Origin of the sequence: Pseudomonas palleroniana (assembly GCF_022836895.1) — a bacterium.
Lineage (GTDB): Bacteria > Pseudomonadota > Gammaproteobacteria > Pseudomonadales > Pseudomonadaceae > Aquipseudomonas > Aquipseudomonas palleroniana.
The window spans coordinates 378090-397779 of sequence record NZ_CP092411.1 but is presented as its reverse complement, the minus strand read 5'-3'; the positions used below and the strand labels follow the sequence as shown (position 1 = coordinate 397779).

Annotated in this window: 10 protein-coding genes, 2 tRNA genes and 4 rRNA genes; 10 read left to right on the top strand and 6 right to left on the bottom strand. The window is 55.9% G+C overall.

Going from position 1 to position 19690, the window contains the following annotated elements:
• Positions 1–6: 6 nt before the first annotated feature.
• The 8 genes from MJP36_RS01625 to MJP36_RS01590 all read left to right on the top strand — a co-directional run bounded on the left by MJP36_RS01625 (position 7) and on the right by MJP36_RS01590 (position 9491).
• Entirely contained in the window at positions 7–1227 is a 1221-nt protein-coding gene (locus MJP36_RS01625) for a CaiB/BaiF CoA transferase family protein (RefSeq protein ID WP_090367684.1), read from the top strand.
• 624 nt (positions 1228–1851) lie between these two features.
• A 16S ribosomal RNA gene (locus MJP36_RS01620) occupies positions 1852–3388 on the top strand.
• Between the two features lie 82 nt (positions 3389–3470).
• Positions 3471–3547 (top strand) — tRNA-Ile (locus MJP36_RS01615).
• Between the two features lie 30 nt (positions 3548–3577).
• Positions 3578–3653: transfer RNA gene (locus MJP36_RS01610), tRNA-Ala, on the top strand.
• A 246-nt stretch (positions 3654–3899) separates the two neighbouring features.
• A 23S ribosomal RNA gene (locus MJP36_RS01605) occupies positions 3900–6791 on the top strand.
• A gap of 151 nt (positions 6792–6942) precedes the next feature.
• Positions 6943–7058, top strand: a 5S ribosomal RNA gene (gene rrf, locus MJP36_RS01600).
• A 108-nt stretch (positions 7059–7166) separates the two neighbouring features.
• Positions 7167–7282: ribosomal RNA gene (rrf, locus tag MJP36_RS01595) — 5S ribosomal RNA — on the top strand.
• The 16S, 23S and 5S rRNA genes sit together here with 2 tRNA genes alongside, the layout of an rRNA operon.
• 328 nt (positions 7283–7610) lie before the next feature.
• On the top strand, positions 7611–9491 hold the full coding sequence (locus MJP36_RS01590; protein ID WP_060756948.1) for a methyl-accepting chemotaxis protein: 1881 nt from the start codon (positions 7611–7613) through the stop codon (positions 9489–9491).
• A 38-nt stretch (positions 9492–9529) separates the two neighbouring features.
• Here the strand turns inward: MJP36_RS01590 and MJP36_RS01585 are convergent, their stop codons facing one another.
• The 5 genes from MJP36_RS01585 to MJP36_RS01565 form a co-directional block, all read right to left on the bottom strand.
• Positions 9530–9988, bottom strand: coding sequence for an SRPBCC family protein (locus tag MJP36_RS01585; protein WP_161550380.1), 459 nt, complete (start codon positions 9986–9988; stop codon positions 9530–9532).
• A 19-nt stretch (positions 9989–10007) separates the two neighbouring features.
• On the bottom strand, positions 10008–13388 hold the full coding sequence (locus tag MJP36_RS01580) for an amino acid adenylation domain-containing protein (RefSeq protein WP_244384731.1): 3381 nt from the start codon (positions 13386–13388) through the stop codon (positions 10008–10010).
• Positions 13385–14332: a diiron oxygenase gene (locus MJP36_RS01575; RefSeq protein ID WP_244384730.1), complete on the bottom strand. Its 948-nt coding sequence runs from the start codon at positions 14330–14332 to the stop codon at positions 13385–13387. The genes MJP36_RS01580 and MJP36_RS01575 overlap by 4 nt, the downstream gene beginning before the upstream one ends.
• A complete protein-coding gene (locus MJP36_RS01570; RefSeq protein ID WP_090367678.1) occupies positions 14329–15087 on the bottom strand; it encodes a DUF3050 domain-containing protein in 759 nt (252 codons plus the stop codon). The genes MJP36_RS01575 and MJP36_RS01570 overlap by 4 nt, the downstream gene beginning before the upstream one ends.
• 373 nt (positions 15088–15460) lie before the next feature.
• Complete coding sequence (locus MJP36_RS01565) at positions 15461–16171, bottom strand: GntR family transcriptional regulator (protein WP_060756943.1); 711 nt, start codon at positions 16169–16171, stop codon at positions 15461–15463.
• A 319-nt stretch (positions 16172–16490) separates the two neighbouring features.
• Between MJP36_RS01565 and lapG the strand changes: the two genes are divergently transcribed.
• The gene (lapG, locus tag MJP36_RS01560) at positions 16491–17114 is read left to right on the top strand and encodes a cysteine protease LapG (protein WP_425226357.1); all 624 of its coding nucleotides are present in this window, start codon (positions 16491–16493) and stop codon (positions 17112–17114) included.
• A gap of 13 nt (positions 17115–17127) precedes the next feature.
• Complete coding sequence (gene lapD / locus MJP36_RS01555) at positions 17128–19074, top strand: cyclic di-GMP receptor LapD (RefSeq protein ID WP_244384728.1); 1947 nt, start codon at positions 17128–17130, stop codon at positions 19072–19074.
• 167 nt (positions 19075–19241) lie between these two features.
• Here the strand turns inward: lapD and MJP36_RS01550 are convergent, their stop codons facing one another.
• Positions 19242–19580, bottom strand: a complete 339-nt coding sequence (locus MJP36_RS01550) for a hypothetical protein (RefSeq protein ID WP_060756940.1) — start codon at positions 19578–19580, stop codon at positions 19242–19244.
• Positions 19581–19690 lie beyond the last annotated feature (110 nt).

Below are 19690 nucleotides of genomic sequence, written 5' to 3'. Positions count from 1 at the left end.
CACGGCATGGGCGCGCTTTCGCACCTGAGGGTGCTGGATTTATCGCGAGTATTGGCGGGGCCATGGTCCGGGCAGATTCTCGCGGACCTTGGGGCGGAAGTCATCAAGGTCGAGCGGCCAGGTGTGGGCGACGATACGCGAGCATGGGGTCCGCCGTTCCTCAAGGACGCTGATGGCGAGAGCACCAGCGAGGCGGCGTATTATCTGTCGGCGAATCGTAACAAGGAGTCGGTGACCATCGATTTCACGCGGCCAGAGGGGCAGAAACTGGTACGCGACCTGGCGGCCAAGTCCGACATCCTGATCGAGAACTTCAAGGTGGGTGGGCTGGCAGCCTATGGGCTGGATTATGAGTCGCTCAAGGAGCTCAATCCGGAGCTGATCTATTGCTCGATAACGGGCTTCGGCCAGACGGGGCCTTATGCGACGCGTCCCGGTTACGACTTTATGATTCAGGGGCTGGGCGGACTCATGAGTCTGACCGGTCGACCCGAGGGTGATGATGGGGCTGGGCCGGTGAAGGTTGGCGTGGCGTTGACCGACATCCTGACGGGGCTTTACTCGACCGTGGCGATCCTCGCCGCGCTGGCTCATCGGGATCATGATGGTGGTGGCCAGCATATCGATATGGCTCTGTTGGATGTGCAGGTGGCATGTCTGGCTAACCAAGCCATGAATTACCTGACGACGGGAGTGCCGCCAAAGCGTCTTGGTAATGCGCATCCGAATATCGTGCCCTATCAGGATTTCCCCACGGCTGATGGTGACTTCATATTGACGGTGGGTAACGACGGTCAATTTCGTAAGTTCGCTGAAGTGGCCGGCCGGCCGATGTGGGCAGATGACCCGCGCTTTGCAACCAATAAGGCGCGAGTGGCCAACCGTGCAGAGCTGATTCCGTTGATTCGCCAGGCTACGGTCTTCAAGACGACGGCTGAGTGGGTGTCACAGTTGGAGCAAGTGGGCGTGCCGTGTGGGCCGATCAATGATTTGGCGCAGGTGTTCGCCGACCCTCAGGTCAGGGCGCGTGGCTTGGCGATGACGCTACCCCATGGCTTGGCGGGGGTGGTACCTCAGGTTGCCAGCCCGATCAGGTTGTCCAAGACTCCAGTGGAGTATCGGAGTGCGCCTCCTCTATTAGGTGAGCATACCGTCAAGGTGCTGCAAGACGTTCTGGGATTGATGCCGGCCAGTGTCGCTGCTTTAAGAGAGGCAGGAGTAATCTGAAAGCGGTCTTCTATATAGAAGGCGCTGGAGCGGCCTGGTTGTTTTTTGAACAAAGGCAACTGTTTGATAGGAAAGAAGAATTAATGGTTGACGGCGAATTATATCTGTCTATAATTCGCCCCACTTCCGGCGCAGTCGAAACTGAAAACTCCTTGGTAAACAAGAAGTTACGAAGATTCAGGCAGCGAATAGCTTCAGTTCATCGAAGCCCAGAAGGAGTTGATAGGGCGGTGTTGTTTGGCTCTATCAACGGTTCGATCTTCTCGGTCGAAAGCGGAGAAAAAGAGGTGTTGACAGCAGCGTGTAACGCTGTAGAATTCGCCTCCCGCTAACGAGAGATCGGAAGCGCAAGTGGTTGAAGTTGTTGAAGAAATCTTCGAAAGCTTCTGAAAATAATCACTTGACAGCAAATGAGGCTGCTGTAGAATGCGCGCCTCGGTTGAGACGAAAGACTTAACCAACCGCTCTTTAACAACTGAATCAAGCAATTCGTGTGGGTGCTTGTGGAGTCAGACTGATAGTCAACAAGATTATCAGCATCACAAGTTACTCCGCGAGAAATCAAAGATGTAACCAACGATTGCTGAGCCAAGTTTAGGGTTTCTTAAAAACCCAAAGATGTTTGAACTGAAGAGTTTGATCATGGCTCAGATTGAACGCTGGCGGCAGGCCTAACACATGCAAGTCGAGCGGTAGAGAGAAGCTTGCTTCTCTTGAGAGCGGCGGACGGGTGAGTAATGCCTAGGAATCTGCCTGGTAGTGGGGGATAACGTTCGGAAACGGACGCTAATACCGCATACGTCCTACGGGAGAAAGCAGGGGACCTTCGGGCCTTGCGCTATCAGATGAGCCTAGGTCGGATTAGCTAGTTGGTGAGGTAATGGCTCACCAAGGCGACGATCCGTAACTGGTCTGAGAGGATGATCAGTCACACTGGAACTGAGACACGGTCCAGACTCCTACGGGAGGCAGCAGTGGGGAATATTGGACAATGGGCGAAAGCCTGATCCAGCCATGCCGCGTGTGTGAAGAAGGTCTTCGGATTGTAAAGCACTTTAAGTTGGGAGGAAGGGCAGTTGCCTAATACGTAACTGTTTTGACGTTACCGACAGAATAAGCACCGGCTAACTCTGTGCCAGCAGCCGCGGTAATACAGAGGGTGCAAGCGTTAATCGGAATTACTGGGCGTAAAGCGCGCGTAGGTGGTTTGTTAAGTTGGATGTGAAATCCCCGGGCTCAACCTGGGAACTGCATTCAAAACTGACTGACTAGAGTATGGTAGAGGGTGGTGGAATTTCCTGTGTAGCGGTGAAATGCGTAGATATAGGAAGGAACACCAGTGGCGAAGGCGACCACCTGGACTGATACTGACACTGAGGTGCGAAAGCGTGGGGAGCAAACAGGATTAGATACCCTGGTAGTCCACGCCGTAAACGATGTCAACTAGCCGTTGGAAGCCTTGAGCTTTTAGTGGCGCAGCTAACGCATTAAGTTGACCGCCTGGGGAGTACGGCCGCAAGGTTAAAACTCAAATGAATTGACGGGGGCCCGCACAAGCGGTGGAGCATGTGGTTTAATTCGAAGCAACGCGAAGAACCTTACCAGGCCTTGACATCCAATGAACTTTCCAGAGATGGATTGGTGCCTTCGGGAACATTGAGACAGGTGCTGCATGGCTGTCGTCAGCTCGTGTCGTGAGATGTTGGGTTAAGTCCCGTAACGAGCGCAACCCTTGTCCTTAGTTACCAGCACGTTATGGTGGGCACTCTAAGGAGACTGCCGGTGACAAACCGGAGGAAGGTGGGGATGACGTCAAGTCATCATGGCCCTTACGGCCTGGGCTACACACGTGCTACAATGGTCGGTACAAAGGGTTGCCAAGCCGCGAGGTGGAGCTAATCCCATAAAACCGATCGTAGTCCGGATCGCAGTCTGCAACTCGACTGCGTGAAGTCGGAATCGCTAGTAATCGCGAATCAGAATGTCGCGGTGAATACGTTCCCGGGCCTTGTACACACCGCCCGTCACACCATGGGAGTGGGTTGCACCAGAAGTAGCTAGTCTAACCTTCGGGAGGACGGTTACCACGGTGTGATTCATGACTGGGGTGAAGTCGTAACAAGGTAGCCGTAGGGGAACCTGCGGCTGGATCACCTCCTTAATCGACGACATCAGCTGCTTCATAAGCTCCCACACGAATTGCTTGATTCATTGAAGAAGACGATAAGAAGCAGCCCGAAATTGGGTCTGTAGCTCAGTTGGTTAGAGCGCACCCCTGATAAGGGTGAGGTCGGCAGTTCGAATCTGCCCAGACCCACCAATTTTGTGTGGGAAACGCCTGTAGAAATACGGGGCCATAGCTCAGCTGGGAGAGCGCCTGCCTTGCACGCAGGAGGTCAACGGTTCGATCCCGTTTGGCTCCACCACTACTGCTTCTGACGTTTAAAGCTTAGAAATGAGCATTCCATCGACGTGATGGTGAATGTTGATTTCTAGTCTTTGATTAGATCGTTCTTTAAAAATTTGGGTATGTGATAGAAAGATAGACTGAACGTTACTTTCACTGGTAACGGATCAGGCTAAGGTAAAATTTGTGAGTTCTCTTAGTTGAGAAATTCGAATTTTCGGCGAATGTCGTCTTCACAGTATAACCAGATTGCTTGGGGTTATATGGTCAAGTGAAGAAGCGCATACGGTGGATGCCTTGGCAGTCAGAGGCGATGAAAGACGTGGTAGCCTGCGAAAAGCTTCGGGGAGTCGGCAAACAGACTTTGATCCGGAGATGTCTGAATGGGGGAACCCAGCCATCATAAGATGGTTATCTTGTACTGAATACATAGGTGCAAGAAGCGAACCAGGGGAACTGAAACATCTAAGTACCCTGAGGAAAAGAAATCAACCGAGATTCCCTTAGTAGTGGCGAGCGAACGGGGACTAGCCCTTAAGTGGCTTTGAGATTAGCGGAACGCTCTGGAAAGTGCGGCCATAGTGGGTGATAGCCCTGTACGCGAAAATCTCTTAGTCATGAAATCGAGTAGGACGGAGCACGAGAAACTTTGTCTGAATATGGGGGGACCATCCTCCAAGGCTAAATACTACTGACTGACCGATAGTGAACTAGTACCGTGAGGGAAAGGCGAAAAGAACCCCGGAGAGGGGAGTGAAATAGATCCTGAAACCGTATGCGTACAAGCAGTGGGAGCAGACTTTGTTCTGTGACTGCGTACCTTTTGTATAATGGGTCAGCGACTTATTTTCAGTGGCGAGCTTAACCGAATAGGGGAGGCGTAGCGAAAGCGAGTCTTAATAGGGCGTCTAGTCGCTGGGAATAGACCCGAAACCGGGCGATCTATCCATGGGCAGGTTGAAGGTTGGGTAACACTAACTGGAGGACCGAACCGACTACCGTTGAAAAGTTAGCGGATGACCTGTGGATCGGAGTGAAAGGCTAATCAAGCTCGGAGATAGCTGGTTCTCCTCGAAAGCTATTTAGGTAGCGCCTCATGTATCACTGTAGGGGGTAGAGCACTGTTTCGGCTAGGGGGTCATCCCGACTTACCAAACCGATGCAAACTCCGAATACCTACAAGTGCCGAGCATGGGAGACACACGGCGGGTGCTAACGTCCGTCGTGAAAAGGGAAACAACCCAGACCGTCAGCTAAGGTCCCAAAGTTATGGTTAAGTGGGAAACGATGTGGGAAGGCTTAGACAGCTAGGAGGTTGGCTTAGAAGCAGCCACCCTTTAAAGAAAGCGTAATAGCTCACTAGTCGAGTCGGCCTGCGCGGAAGATGTAACGGGGCTCAAACCATACACCGAAGCTACGGGTATCACGTAAGTGATGCGGTAGAGGAGCGTTCTGTAAGCCTGTGAAGGTGAGTTGAGAAGCTTGCTGGAGGTATCAGAAGTGCGAATGCTGACATGAGTAACGACAATGGGTGTGAAAAACACCCACGCCGAAAGACCAAGGTTTCCTGCGCAACGTTAATCGACGCAGGGTTAGTCGGTCCCTAAGGCGAGGCTGAAAAGCGTAGTCGATGGAAAACAGGTTAATATTCCTGTACTTCTGGTTATTGCGATGGAGGGACGGAGAAGGCTAGGCCAGCTTGGCGTTGGTTGTCCAAGTTTAAGGTGGTAGGCTGGAATCTTAGGTAAATCCGGGATTCTAAGGCCGAGAGCTGATGACGAGTCATCTTTTAGATGACGAAGTGGTTGATGCCATGCTTCCAAGAAAAGCTTCTAAGCTTCAGGTAACCAGGAACCGTACCCCAAACCGACACAGGTGGTTGGGTAGAGAATACCAAGGCGCTTGAGAGAACTCGGGTGAAGGAACTAGGCAAAATGGCACCGTAACTTCGGGAGAAGGTGCGCCGGTGAGGGTGAAGGACTTGCTCCGTAAGCCCATGCCGGTCGAAGATACCAGGCCGCTGCGACTGTTTATTAAAAACACAGCACTCTGCAAACACGAAAGTGGACGTATAGGGTGTGACGCCTGCCCGGTGCCGGAAGGTTAATTGATGGGGTTAGCTAACGCGAAGCTCTTGATCGAAGCCCCGGTAAACGGCGGCCGTAACTATAACGGTCCTAAGGTAGCGAAATTCCTTGTCGGGTAAGTTCCGACCTGCACGAATGGCGTAACGATGGCGGCGCTGTCTCCACCCGAGACTCAGTGAAATTGAAATCGCTGTGAAGATGCAGTGTATCCGCGGCTAGACGGAAAGACCCCGTGAACCTTTACTATAGCTTTGCACTGGACTTTGAATTTGCTTGTGTAGGATAGGTGGGAGGCTTTGAAGCGTGGACGCCAGTCTGCGTGGAGCCATCCTTGAAATACCACCCTGGCAACTTTGAGGTTCTAACTCAGGTCCGTTATCCGGATCGAGGACAGTGTATGGTGGGTAGTTTGACTGGGGCGGTCTCCTCCTAAAGAGTAACGGAGGAGTACGAAGGTGCGCTCAGACCGGTCGGAAATCGGTCGTAGAGTATAAAGGCAAAAGCGCGCTTGACTGCGAGACAGACACGTCGAGCAGGTACGAAAGTAGGTCTTAGTGATCCGGTGGTTCTGTATGGAAGGGCCATCGCTCAACGGATAAAAGGTACTCCGGGGATAACAGGCTGATACCGCCCAAGAGTTCATATCGACGGCGGTGTTTGGCACCTCGATGTCGGCTCATCACATCCTGGGGCTGAAGCCGGTCCCAAGGGTATGGCTGTTCGCCATTTAAAGTGGTACGCGAGCTGGGTTTAGAACGTCGTGAGACAGTTCGGTCCCTATCTGCCGTGGACGTTTGAGATTTGAGAGGGGCTGCTCCTAGTACGAGAGGACCGGAGTGGACGAACCTCTGGTGTTCCGGTTGTCACGCCAGTGGCATTGCCGGGTAGCTATGTTCGGAATAGATAACCGCTGAAAGCATCTAAGCGGGAAACTAGCCTCAAGATGAGATCTCACTGGAACCTTGAGTTCCCTGAAGGGCCGTCGAAGACTACGACGTTGATAGGTTGGGTGTGTAAGCGCTGTGAGGCGTTGAGCTAACCAATACTAATTGCCCGTGAGGCTTGACCATATAACACCCAAGCAATTTGAGTCGAAAGGCCAGATTGCGGTGTGTGAAGACGCTATGAACCGAAAGTTCGACGCTCACAAGACACCGACTTCTATTACATACCCAATTTGCTGAAGCGAAGCCGACTGGCTGCGACTCAGTACCCGAATTTCTTGACGACCATAGAGCATTGGAACCACCTGATCCCATCCCGAACTCAGCAGTGAAACGATGCATCGCCGATGGTAGTGTGGGGTTTCCCCATGTGAGAGTAGGTCATCGTCAAGATTAAATTCCGAAACCCCATTTGCGAAAGCAGATGGGGTTTTGTTTTATGTAGAAGCACATGAAATTCACCGGCACGTTGCAAATGCAACGGACTGGTATACAGAATTTCTTGACGACCATAGAGCATTGGAACCACCTGATCCCATCCCGAACTCAGCAGTGAAACGATGCATCGCCGATGGTAGTGTGGGGTTTCCCCATGTGAGAGTAGGTCATCGTCAAGATTAAATTCCGAAACCCCTGTCTGCCAATGCAGACAGGGGTTTTGTCGTTTAAGGGGGTATGCTGCCCCAGCATCAAACCCAGCCCTGGGCCCCTACGCGCGTTGCCAGCACTTGCGCTGCGGCAATGGACGACAGAACTACCGCCTGTCTCTTTCCTACGCTCAAACAGGACACCTCTCACAATATTTCTAAGATTTATCGATTCTTGGCCGAAAGCCTGATGAGCCATGCGTGCACTGAAATAGAGCGGCCCAAGAGTCCGCCTATCCCTTACATGGAATGTTCCACTCGGCACGCTCATCCCCCTTTGGCAAAAGAAGTCGATGAAATGAATCTTAAGTTCAGTCATAAAATTCTGTTGGCCGCGTCAGGCGTCGTGGTTTTGGCCTTCGCATTATTCACGCTCTACAACGACTACCTGCAGCGCAGTACCATCAAGCAAAATTTGGCATCGTCCATTCAGCAGTCCGGTGAACTCACCGCCAGCAGCGTGCAGAACTGGCTCAGTGGGCGCATTTTGGTACTCGAAAACCTGACGCAAAACATTGCCCATCAAGGCAGCGGTGCCGACCTTCCTGGGTTGGTCGATCAGCCAGCGTTCACATCGAATTTCCAGTTCACTTATGTGGGTCAAACCAACGGCGTGTTCACCCAGCGCCCCGACGCGAAGATGCCTGACGGCTATGACCCGCGTCAGCGCCCTTGGTACAAGCAAGCAGTAGTGGCCGACAAACCCATGCTTACTCCTCCTTATATGGCGGCTGTGGGTGGGCAGATCGTGACGATCGCCATGCCAGTGAAAAAGAACGGCGAGTTGCTCGGCGTTGTTGGCGGTGACTTGAGCCTGCAAACCCTGGTGAAGATCATCAACTCGGTCGACTTCGGCGGTATCGGTCATGCGTTCCTGGTGAGTGGCGACGGCCAGGTCATCGTCAGCCCTGACCAGGACCAGGTGATGAAAAACCTGAAGGATATCTACCCTGGCACCAACCTGCGTATCGAGAAAGCCAACCAGGACGTAGTCCTCAATGGTCAGGATCGCATCCTCTCGTTCACCCCCATCAGCGGTTTGCCAGGCGCAGACTGGTACATTGGTCTGTCGATCGACAAAGACAAAGCCTACGCGCCACTAGGCAAGTTCCGCACCTCGGCATTGATTGCGATGTTGGTCGCTGTGATAGCTATCGCAGTGCTTCTGAGTCTGTTGATTCAGGTATTGCTGCGTCCGTTGACGACCATGGGCGTTGCTATGCAAGACATTGCTCAGGGGGAAGGCGACTTGACCCGCCGTCTCGACGTGACCAGCAAAGACGAATTCGGTGAAGTGGGTAGCGCGTTCAACCAGTTCGTTGAGCGTATCCACGCTTCCATTTCCGAAGTGTCGTCGGCAACGCGTCAGGTGCATGATCTGTCCCAACGCGTGATGGCCTCATCCAATGCGTCGATCATCGGTTCCGATGAGCAGAGTGCACGTACCAATAGCGTGGCTGCGGCGATCAACGAACTGGGCGCCGCCACCCAGGAAATCGCACGTAACGCTGCTGATGCTTCGCAGCACGCCAGTGGCGCCAGCGAACAGGCTGACGATGGTCGCAAGGTCGTTGAGCAAACTATCCAGGCAATGTCGGAGTTGTCGCAGAAGATCAGTTTGTCCTGCACTCAGATCGAAACCCTGAACGCCAGCACCGACAACATCGGTCACATTCTTGATGTGATCAAAGGCATTTCCCAGCAAACCAACTTGTTGGCCCTTAACGCAGCGATCGAAGCCGCTCGTGCGGGTGAAGCCGGGCGTGGGTTTGCCGTGGTGGCGGATGAGGTGCGTAACCTGGCGCATCGTACGCAAGAGTCGGCGGAAGAGATCCACAAAATGATCACTTCCCTGCAAGTGGGCTCGCGTGAAGCCGTGACCACTATGAATGCCAGCCAGGCCTCCAGCGAGGAGAGCGTTGAAGTCGCCAATCAGGCGGGTGAACGGTTGGTCAGCGTGACCCAGCGGATCGTAGAAATCGACGGTATGAACCAATCGGTGGCTGCCGCCACCGAGGAGCAAACCGCTGTGGTTGAAACCCTCAATGTCGACATCAACCAGATCAATCTGCTTAACCAGCAGGGTGTGGCCAACCTCAACGAAACGCTGAGGGACTGCGATGCCCTGTCCCAACAGGCAAGCCGATTGAAGCAATTGGTCGATAGCTTCAAGATCTAACCGTGCTGCACCGGAGCGAGACCACTCGCTCCGAGTGCTCAGCTAAGCATTCGGCGCACATTACGCAGTGCGCTGTCCGCGAACGCCTGCACAAACGCTTCGAACTCTACTTGCGTTGAAGCCAATGGCTCACCCACAAGCGTCCAGGTGGCCCTGGAGCTGCTTGCGCCAAGTGCTTGCACACTCATCGCCGCCCAGAATTGGGCCAAGCCCAAGGTGTTGTAGAGGGTGGTCCACGTCATCGACATGGCGGCTTCGTCTCGACTGTTGAGTTGCTCCACGACGCAATGCCCATTGTCGAAAAATTTCGTGCGCAATGCACCCACGCCTGCGCCGGTCATCTCAATGCGCGACAGGCCTGGAACGAAGGCATCAAAGCCTGCGAAGTTGCCCACCAACGCCCACAGGCGAGTTGCCTCGCAAGGGACAACGATGGAGGCCAGGATCGGTGTGCCGTTAGGGTTACGGATTAACGTATCGGGTTGTAGCGGTTTCATGAAGATGTCCTGAAGCAATTCAGAGAAAGCCGGTGGTCCTGAGGTAGTCGCAACCCTTACGTAGCAATGCCGGGTCTTTTGGCGGGTAATGTGTACCCATCTTCTCCACCCCCCAGCGTGCGTTGTCATAACAGATCATCGACGTGTCACCGATATCCTCACCCAGCACGCCCAGATAGAAACCCAACACACCAAACAACGCATTATCACGGCTTACTGCGCGCAGTGACCGTTGCCACTGTTCAATGCTTACCCGTTGGAAAATGTGCCCAGCCTGGCTGAACGCATCGAGATACTGATCCCAGCTCAAGGGTTGTGGGTTGTGCAGGTTGAAAACATTTCGCCCAGCGCAAAAACATGAACCGTGGAACGCTATGAAGCGGGCCAGGAAATCTACGGGCATCAGATCGAAATTCACATCCAGCTGTGGCGCCAGCCCCAATTGCAGGGACCCCTTGAGCATCAACATCAACCGATTTTTCTGCGGCTGGCAAACGCCACTTTGACTGTTGAAACTGATGTTCCCCGGTCGCAGGATATTCACCCAGGCGCCTTGCGCGACGGCACGTCCCAGCAAGCGTTCAGCGACCCACTTGGACAGGTTGTAGCCATTTTTCATATAGAGCGGCAACGTACTCGCGGCACCGGTTTCTAGAACGTGCCTATGGGCGTCGATACTGCTGCAGGCGGACAGTGTCGAAATGAAATTGAATACCTTCTTGCAATAGGTTTCGCAAAGGCGCAGGCACTCAAAGATCGGCTCGACGTTGTCCTTGGCGAGTAAGGCGTAATCCATTACGTGATTGACCTGGGCGGCGTTGTGCACCAACACACCGTAACTGCGCGCGAGGTGCTCATACACGTCGCAGGCAAGGCCCAGGCGAGGCAAGCGCATGTCAGCGGGGTACACCCGCACGCGGCTCAGGTCCAGATGTTGTTCCAGGCGATAGGCTCGTAACGCCTCGCTGAACCGAGCCGCCGCGCAATCGCCAGGCAGCTCCCGGATCAGGCACGCCACTTCCTGTGCTCCGCCATCCAGCAGCGCTTGGACAATATGGACCCCGACAAAGCTGTTGGCCCCTGTGACAATGACCTTGCGCGGGTCACCTGCACAGTTTCCATGCAGCATCTCGACCCCCAGCCCCCTTGTCGCATCTTTCTCCATCAGGCTTGAGGGTGTCTGGGGCAGTGCGCAGCCCTCCATCAGCGCTGCAAGCGTACGGATCGTGGGTGTTTCGAAGAAACGGCTCAAGGAAGGGCAGCGGCCAAACCGTTCGCGCAGACGCAACAAGAGGTTCGACAGCAGAATGGAGTGACCGCCCCGGTTGAAAAAGCTGTCGTCGATAGACAACTCGTGCACAGCCAACCCGAGTAACTCCGCCCACAGTTCCATCAACTGCGCTTGAAGAGGGGTTTGTGCCGTGTAATGAGTCACCTCACGAGCGGCAGGAGGCGACAGTGCTCGTAACGCCTGGCGATCAATCTTGCCATTGCTTGAGCGGGGCATGCTTGGCAACTCGCTCCAGCTCACGGGTTGCATGTATTCAGGCAGCCACTGTCGCGCGTGTTCCTTGAGGCTTGCCAGTGTGGCGCCGGGCTCCGGCTGAGCGGCAAAACCGATGATCCTTTGCATTGGAGTGGTCACCACGGCCACCTGGCGGAACAGGCGACTGTTGCGCAGGCACTGCTCGATCTCCTGGGGTTCGACTCGAAAGCCACGGATCTTGATCTGGTCATCCCGGCGACCGCACAGCTCGATTCCGGTTTGCGTCCACTTGGCCAGATCGCCGCTGCGGTAAGTCGCCAGCAACTGTCCGTCCGGCAAGGTCAGCGTAACAAAAGGGCTGTCGGCCTGCGATGCTGCGTTCACGTAGCCCAGGCTCACGCCGGGGCCGGCGATATACAGTTCGCCGACCACCTGATCCTCCACCGGACGCAGGTGCTCGTCGAGGATCATCACTTGGCTGTTGGCAATGGGACGGCCGATGTTGCGATGGCTGTCACCCAGCTGGAATGTCCGGTGGGTCGTCAGTACCGTGGCTTCAGTGGGGCCGTAGAGGTTGTGCAACTGGCACTGGCCCGCCAGTCGCTCGATCACGTAAGGCTCGCAGAAGTCGCCACCGGTGAGCACATGGGTAAGGCCCAATGGTTGGTCCAGCGGTAGGATGCTAAGCAATGCTGGCGGTAGAAACCCATGGGTGACGCGCTGCTGACGAATCAACTCGACCAGTTGCAGAGGATCCAGCCGTTGTTCTGCGGCAGGCACAATCAACTCGGCGCCAGCCATCAGGGCCGGGAATATGTCGATCAGCGACGAATCGAAACTCAACGGCGAAAACTGCAGCACACGACTCTGCTGATCCATCATCACGCAGGCACCGAGCCAGGCGGTGAAGTGCGCCAGGTTGTGTTGGCTGAGCAATACGCCCTTGGGTTGACCCGTGCTGCCCGAGGTAAACAACGCCATGCAAGGCGCGTCTACACAAGGCCGATAATGCATCAGCGGCTGCGTGCAATCGCTGTGGCGCGGGTCGATCCTGCTGACATCCAGTGTATCGAAATGCTCCCTTAGAGGGTGCCGGCCGTCTTCCAACAGCATGCAGGCTCCGATGCTTTCCAGCATGCTGTGTTGGCGCTGCACCGGGTGATCGGGTGACAGGGGTAAATACACTGCGCCGCACCCCAGCACCGCGAGAACGCTGGCGTAGAGTTCGACGGACTTTTCCAGGCACACGCCGATTACCTGGGGTGTCTCACGGCTTCCCAGCAGGGGTACCAATTGCTGCTGTATCGCCAAGGCGTATGCGTGAAGTTGGTGATAAGTCAGCACCTGCCCCGCGATATTCAGCGCAGGCCGATGGGCGTAGGCCTGAAGGCTCGCCTGCAACCGTTCGATCATGGGGACTTGGGCTGCCTGTAACAGTGCCGGTTGCGCGCTACGATTGAAACGGTGCAAAAACGCCAATGCTTCCAGCCCTTGCAAACCGTGTTCGGGCCATTCGTTAACCGTGACCGGTGCGCAGAAATAATCGGGGTCTCTCGAGAAATCGCTGACCAGCACGGCGACCCATTCCACCAGTGCGTTCGTTGCCTCTTGGCGCAGCCTCTGGCCGTTACCGCTTGGCTGCGCGCAAACGTCATGCACGGCCAGCAGGCACCGCTCACGGTTGTAACAGCGAAACTGGAGTGCAGGCAGCCCGTGTGCACCGATCGGGCCGATGCCCACGCGCAGGCTCAGCCGGGGTGTGTCGGCAAATACACTCGGCAGCGGTTGGCTACCGTCCTCGATCACCAGATCGACCGCCTCCACCCCGGCTGCGTGCCCGTACTGTTCCATCATCTGCCTGATGGCCCCGAGGGCCTCGCTTGTGGCGCCCCATCCAATCGTCAAGCACCTCATGCCAACCTCCCCGGCTGGGCCAGGTAGTCATTTAAAGCCTGGGCGACACTGGGGGTTTGCAGCACACCGCTGTGATGTAGAAAACTCATGATGTTGCCCACCAGCGGATGCCGGCGAGTAATAGGAAAGTCCATCGCGCCGATCTCATGGCGCAGTGTCACGCGGATGTCGAGATCGATATCCAAATGCTCGATCAGGTGCAGATCGAAGTCCTTCTGCAGCTCATTGGTCAGGTAATGCGCCAGGAAAACCGGCAGGATTTCAGCAATGCTGTCACGGTCCTCCGGGCTTGCCCCCTGCCAGTAGAGACGTACCAACTGCGTCCAGAATTGCGCGTGGCGCCCCTCGTCAGCCAAGTGATCAGCCATCAAGCCACGGATGGACCGCTTGACGCTGTCGTCCTTGGAGAACGCCGCTACGTCCTGCGTCACCGTATTTTCGGCAATGGCCACGGCAATCAACTCCACGGCATCGTGCAAGTGCGCCGGAGCGCCCGCCTGCGCTGCCGGCAGGGCGCGGCTCAGCTCGATTTGCCGGGGGAGTTCGAGAGGCTCAATACCCGTCATGTGCACGGCTTGCTGCAGGAAGTCCAGTGCGACCAGTGCGTGGTAATCCTCATCGATCACGACGGTCATCGCGTCGATGCGACAGGCCGCCGGGAAAGGCAGCGAGAAGCCGTTTTTGGCAATGCTGCGGGCGGTCTTGTCGACGATCTCGGTTTCGAAGATCACCACATTATTGACGAATTGGTAAAAGCTTTGCGCCAGTACGAAGTCGCGCCATTGCGGGCAATGGTCAAGAAAGGTCTCGCTGAGTACCAGCGGTTGGCGGCATAGGGGGTAGATTAATTTTTCGTCTTTCTCCAGCAGGCGTCGGGGGCGAATGCGGATGGTTGCACGACGTTCCCAGTCTTCGGCAAACGAGCGGTAGCCAATGGTATTCATGGGTGCGCCTCTCGCATCGAGGCCTGCACGTCGTTCCAAAACAGGATGCGGCTTTCCATGGCGCTGATTGCAGTGCTGTCGGCCTGTTTCTGGCGCGTCGGGTCTGCGCCGATCAGGCGCTGGAGCAACTGATGGGCTGCCGGGCCATGCGCGTGGCTGTCCATCTCGATATGGCGGTTGAGGTAGTGATGGAAGGTAGGTGCCTCACGCTCAATGAATCCGTGGCTGCGCGAGATGCGTTCGAACATCGACGGAATGACGCTTTCGCGGCCGTGCAGGAAGGCTGCCGCCACACAATGGCTGGGTGCGTTCCAGGCGATCTGCAACGTGCAGTCAACGAAGCGAGCAACGCCAAGGGGCGCGCTGACGGCTTGCAAGGCTGCGTTTGCCTCCACTTCCTGAAGCTGCAGGTCAATGAAGCGTGTGATCGCAAGTGTGCTGGCGCCCACTTCTGCCATTGCATCCAGGTACAGCTCGAAGTGACTGCTGTAGCCGCGAGTTGGATGCTCGTCCGACTCCTCGGCCAACACGATTTCATTGATCAGGCGGGCCGCGTGTGGGTCGGAGGGTGGGAACCAGGGGATCCCGGTGCAGGTCAGGTCCTGCTGCAAGCGTTTGGTCAGTGTCATGAAGTCCCAAACGGCAAATACGTGGTGCTCCATAAAGATTTGTAACTTACGGAGTGAAGTTATTTCTATAAATAGCGGGTGGCTGCACAACTGCAGTCTTTTTTGTTCAAGTAGATGTTGGTGCATGGTTGACGCCTGTATTGCGAATGCTCTGAGCAGTGATAAGGATTTTTTAATTATTAAATAGGCGGGTGACGCCAAGTCGGGGCCGCGGGCGCAGCTCCACCGTGATAACGGTGTGGGTGGCCAATTGAGAGGCTGGGGCTGTTGGGCGAAGATAATAAGCTGAATAAACGTTTGGGTGAGCTTATAAATGTATTAGATGTTTTTTCGAAAAATAACAGTGGGCGGAAATTGTCTTTTTAAAAGTGGGAAGTTTCTTTGTTGACGGTCGGTTTAATTGAGCGTGTTCAATTTTTTATAACTGATTAGCGCGGGACACTTCCAGATAGAAGTTGCCCCGCTTAATAAACAGTCAGGGAGGGGGAGCGGGAAGGGCTTACAGGGACCTTTTATTGTCGCTGGTGTCGAGACCATTGAGGTAATTGGCGATCACTTCCATCCCGCGCATCAGGTGATTGCGTAGCGTAAGGATGCTCTCGTCGATTTTTTTCTGTGCCACCAGGCTCAGCAGTTCCCGGTGATCTTCCTGGGACGTCGGGCCCAGGCCCATCGCCTCGAGGTTGAAGCGCAGGAACCGCTCCTCCTCGTTCAGCCCATGTTCGACCAACTTGAGTAGCCGCTGGTTAGGTGCCTTGCCATACAAGGCCATGTGGAACAGGCGATTGAGGCGTCCGATCTCGGTGTAGTCTTTTTCGCGCTCCAGAGCATTGATGCAAGATTCGGCCTCTTCAATGTCGGCGTCGGTGAGCAAGGGGATCGACAAGCGCAACGCTTCGGACTCCAGCAACATGCGCAAGCCATAGGTCTCAGCCGAATTGTCCTCGATCAAGGGGGCTACCACGGCGCCTTTGTGGGTCACCACATGCAGCAAGGACTGTGCCTCCAGTTGGCGCAGGGCTTCTCGCACGGGCATGCGGCTGACACCGAACAGGCTGGCCAGTTCTTGCTGGCGCATAGCCGTGCCACAGGGCAGACGCCCATCGAGAATGGCGTTTCGTAATGTTTCTTCAATAACGGAGCGGGCAAGATGGGCGGGAATAGGCTCGCTGATTTTGATGCTGCTTAAAGGGTTCGGCTTCTGCGTCACGGTTACGCTATCCTCCTTTCTTGAATAGAGTGTGTTTAATTGGATCCAATGCACACTAAAGATGGGTTGCACGCTTGTCAAACAACCAAAGTTTCCGTTTGTAAGGGCTTACAGGAAGTACTTTGTGCATCCCACAAATTGCGGTTATAAATTTGGCCGGCTCATGAATGATTGCACTGTGCCATTGTTTTTTCCGGGTCAAAGCTTCACCATCCCTTGAAATTCCGTCTTTCTTCACGGACTGAACGCCTTGGCGGTAAGTTTTATTTCTTCTCGAATCCTCAGCTGGCTGTTTTCAGCGTTATTGTTGGCCGGCTTGATGCTCGGCGGGCTGCATGCCGATTGGGATTTCTCCCAGATCAGTCGCAAAGCCACCGCCTTGTACGGACCGTTGGGGAAGGGGCAGCAACGTATCGACGAGTGGCAGCGGCTGCTCGCGACGCAGAAACAAGTCAGTGAACAAGAGCAGCTCAAGGTCGTCAACCTGTTCTTCAACCAGCACATGACCTACACGGAAGACATCGATCTGTGGCATGTGGAAGACTATTGGGAGACGCCTGTCGAAGCCTTGTGGAAGGGTGCCGGTGATTGCGAAGACTACGCTATCGCCAAGTATTTCAGCCTGCGCCACCTGGGGGTTTCCAGCGACAAATTGCGCATTACTTACGTCAAGGCCTTGCGTCAGAATCGCGCTCACATGGTCCTGACCTACTATCCGACCCCCGACGCTATCCCGTTGGTGCTCGACAGCCTGATGGACGAGATCCTCCCGGCCACCCGCCGTACCGACCTGCTTCCGGTGTACTCATTCAACGCCGAGGGGCTGTACTTGCCGGGTGCCAAGGGCAACAAGAAAGTCGGCGATACCAAACGCTTGTCGCGCTGGCAGGATGTGTTGAGAAAAATGCGTGCGGAAGGCTTCCCAGCCGAGCCTGCCAACTAGGAGTAACTGATCGGTGTCTTTGTTCAAACAACTGTTGATCGCAATCTGTCTGTTCCTCGTAGTCGCCTTCAGCGGCAGCTTCATGGTCAGCCTGGAGAGCTCGCGCACGCAATACGTCAACCAGTTGCGCTCCCACGCACAGGATGCGGCGACGGCATTGGCGCTGTCGCTGACGCCCAATATCGACGATCCGGCGATGGTGGAGCTGCTGGTCAGTTCGATCTTCGACAGCGGTTATTACGCGAGCATCCGCGTGGTGGACCTGGCAACCGACAAGACTATCGTCGAGCGTAGCGGCATTCCCGACAACAATGGCGTGCCCGACTGGTTCGTCAAGTTGATCGGCCTGGAACCGGCCGGGGGGGATGCGTTGGTCAATCGTGGTTGGGAGCAGGCGGCGCGGGTGGAGGTGATCAGCCACCCGATGTTCGCTCTGGCCAAACTCTGGCAGAGCGCCCTGGGCAGTCTCGGTTGGCTGCTGCTGTGCGGCGCGGTCAGTGCGGTGCTCGGCGCACTGTTGCTACGGCGACAATTGAAACCTTTGGACTACATGGTCAAGCAGTCCCATGCCATCGCCCGCCGCGAATTCCTCAGCCTGCCTGAGCTGCCCCGCACGCCGGAACTGCGGCGCGTGGTACAGGCCATGAACCAGATGGTAGAAAAGCTCAAGGCGCTGTTCCAGGAGCAGGCCGAACGCAGCGAAAAATTGCGCACCGAATCCTATCAGGACAACCTCACCGGCCTGGCCAATCGTCGCTACTTCGAGATGCAGCTCAACGCTCGTGTCAGCAACCCGGAAGACACCAGCACCGGCTATCTGCTGCTGTTGCGGGTCAAGGACCTGGCCGGTCTCAACCAGCGTCTGGGTGGCCAGCGCACTGACCAGTTGCTGCAAGCGGTCGGTCAGCAACTGCTGCGCCAGTGCGAGCCGTACCCGGAAACCCACAACCTCGTCACGCGTATTCGCGGTGGTGAGTTCGCCGTGCTGGCGCCGGGGCTGATGCGTGAAGAGGCGCTGCAGTTGGCGCAGAACCTCGAAAGCACCTTACACAGCCTGCAGGCCACCGGCGCCAGCGATGTGACGCCGGTCGCTTATATGGGCCTGGCACCGTTCAACCATGGCGACGCCCCCCAGGCGCTGCTGACCTTGGCTGACCAGGCCCTGGCGCAAGCTGAGGGGCAGGGCGATAGCAGTTGGGTATGCCTTGACCATAGCGCCGCCGCCAGTGTCGGTGACGATCACCATGCCTGGCACAGGTTGCTGGACCAGGCACTGACGCAGCAGCGCTTCGAGTTGTATTTCCAGCCGGTGGTGGCCAGCCAGGACCCGCAATTGGTGCTGCACTATAAAGTCCTGTCACGCCTGCAGGATGAAGACGGCCATACGATACCCGCCGGGCGTTTCCTGCCGTGGCTTGAACGCTTCGGCTGGACGTCCCGCCTGGACCGCCTGATGCTCGAACAAGTGCTCAAACAGATGGCCGGCCACACCCATAGCCTGGCGCTGAACCTCTCGGCCGCGACCTTGCAGGACGCCCAGGCGCTGAATCGGATTGTTGAATTGCTACGCCAGCACAGCAACCTGGGCCCGCGCCTGACCCTGGAGATCGGCGAGGAACAACTGCCGGAGCAGGCCCTGCTCGAGCAATTGACCCATCGCCTGCGCGAGGTGGGCTTTTCCCTGAGCCTGCAGCGTTTTGGCGGGCGCTTCAGCATGATCGGCAACTTGGCGCGCCTGGGCCTGGCGTACCTGAAGATCGACGGCAGCTACATCCGTGCCATCGACCAGGAGAGCGACAAGCGCCTGTTTATCGAGGCGATCCAGCGTGCGGCCCACAGCATCGACTTGCCGTTGATTGCCGAGCGCGTCGAGACCGAGGGCGAGCTGAAGGTGATTCGCGAGATGGGGATCTTCGGCGTGCAGGGGCAGTTATTTGGCGAGCCTGCGCCCTGGAAATAATCACAACGCGACTGTGGAGGCGGCTTTCTGTGGCGAGGGAGCTTGCTCCCGCCGGGCTGCGAAGCGGCCCCCAAAAAGCCGGGAGCGCTACGCACTCCAGCGGGAGCAAGCTCCCTCGCCACTGCAAGCCCACGCTCACATTTTCGATCGGGTTCGACTTTGAGAAGTCAGATCAGCCCAGTCTCTTCATCATTGATCAAGTGGCTGAGCCCACCCAATGATTCCCGCGCGTGGGTACGGTCGATCAGTTTTGCCTGGGCAGCGGGTGGCAGGTCCGTCACGCTGATAATGCCTTTGCTGGTCAGCACCTGGATCAAGTCGTCGAGCACCCGGATCATCTCCAGGTCACTCTGCTTGAGTTGCGCCAGGCTGGTTTCCACCACTTCGTTGGCGTACCAGGCCTGGATCTCATGGTGATCGGCCGGCAGGGTTTCGGTCGACTCGGCAAAGGCGGCGGCCTCCACGCGGCTTAGCGCGCCCTGGGCATCACGTTGCACATAAAACATAAGAACCCCTCGAAAATGAGCCACACGCCGTCGCCAGCATCGGCCAACAGTGTGTTGATAGGCACAAGTATGCGATGCAATCGCCCGGCAGGGCCAGCAACGAAATCGGC

What these genes read in the sequence shown, in the direction of transcription:
- MJP36_RS01625 (WP_090367684.1), top strand. Translation starts at nt 7, where the DNA reads ATGGGCGCGCTTTCGCACCTGAGGGTGCTGGATTTATCGCGAGTATTG.
- MJP36_RS01590 (WP_060756948.1), top strand. Translation starts at nt 7,611, where the DNA reads ATGAATCTTAAGTTCAGTCATAAAATTCTGTTGGCCGCGTCAGGCGTC.
- MJP36_RS01585 (WP_161550380.1), bottom strand. Translation starts at nt 9,988, where the DNA reads ATGAAACCGCTACAACCCGATACGTTAATCCGTAACCCTAACGGCACA.
- MJP36_RS01580 (WP_244384731.1), bottom strand. Translation starts at nt 13,388, where the DNA reads ATGAGGTGCTTGACGATTGGATGGGGCGCCACAAGCGAGGCCCTCGGG.
- MJP36_RS01575 (WP_244384730.1), bottom strand. Translation starts at nt 14,332, where the DNA reads ATGAATACCATTGGCTACCGCTCGTTTGCCGAAGACTGGGAACGTCGT.
- MJP36_RS01570 (WP_090367678.1), bottom strand. Translation starts at nt 15,087, where the DNA reads ATGCACCAACATCTACTTGAACAAAAAAGACTGCAGTTGTGCAGCCAC.
- lapG (WP_425226357.1), top strand. Translation starts at nt 16,491, where the DNA reads ATGCTCGGCGGGCTGCATGCCGATTGGGATTTCTCCCAGATCAGTCGC.
- MJP36_RS01550 (WP_060756940.1), bottom strand. Translation starts at nt 19,580, where the DNA reads ATGTTTTATGTGCAACGTGATGCCCAGGGCGCGCTAAGCCGCGTGGAG.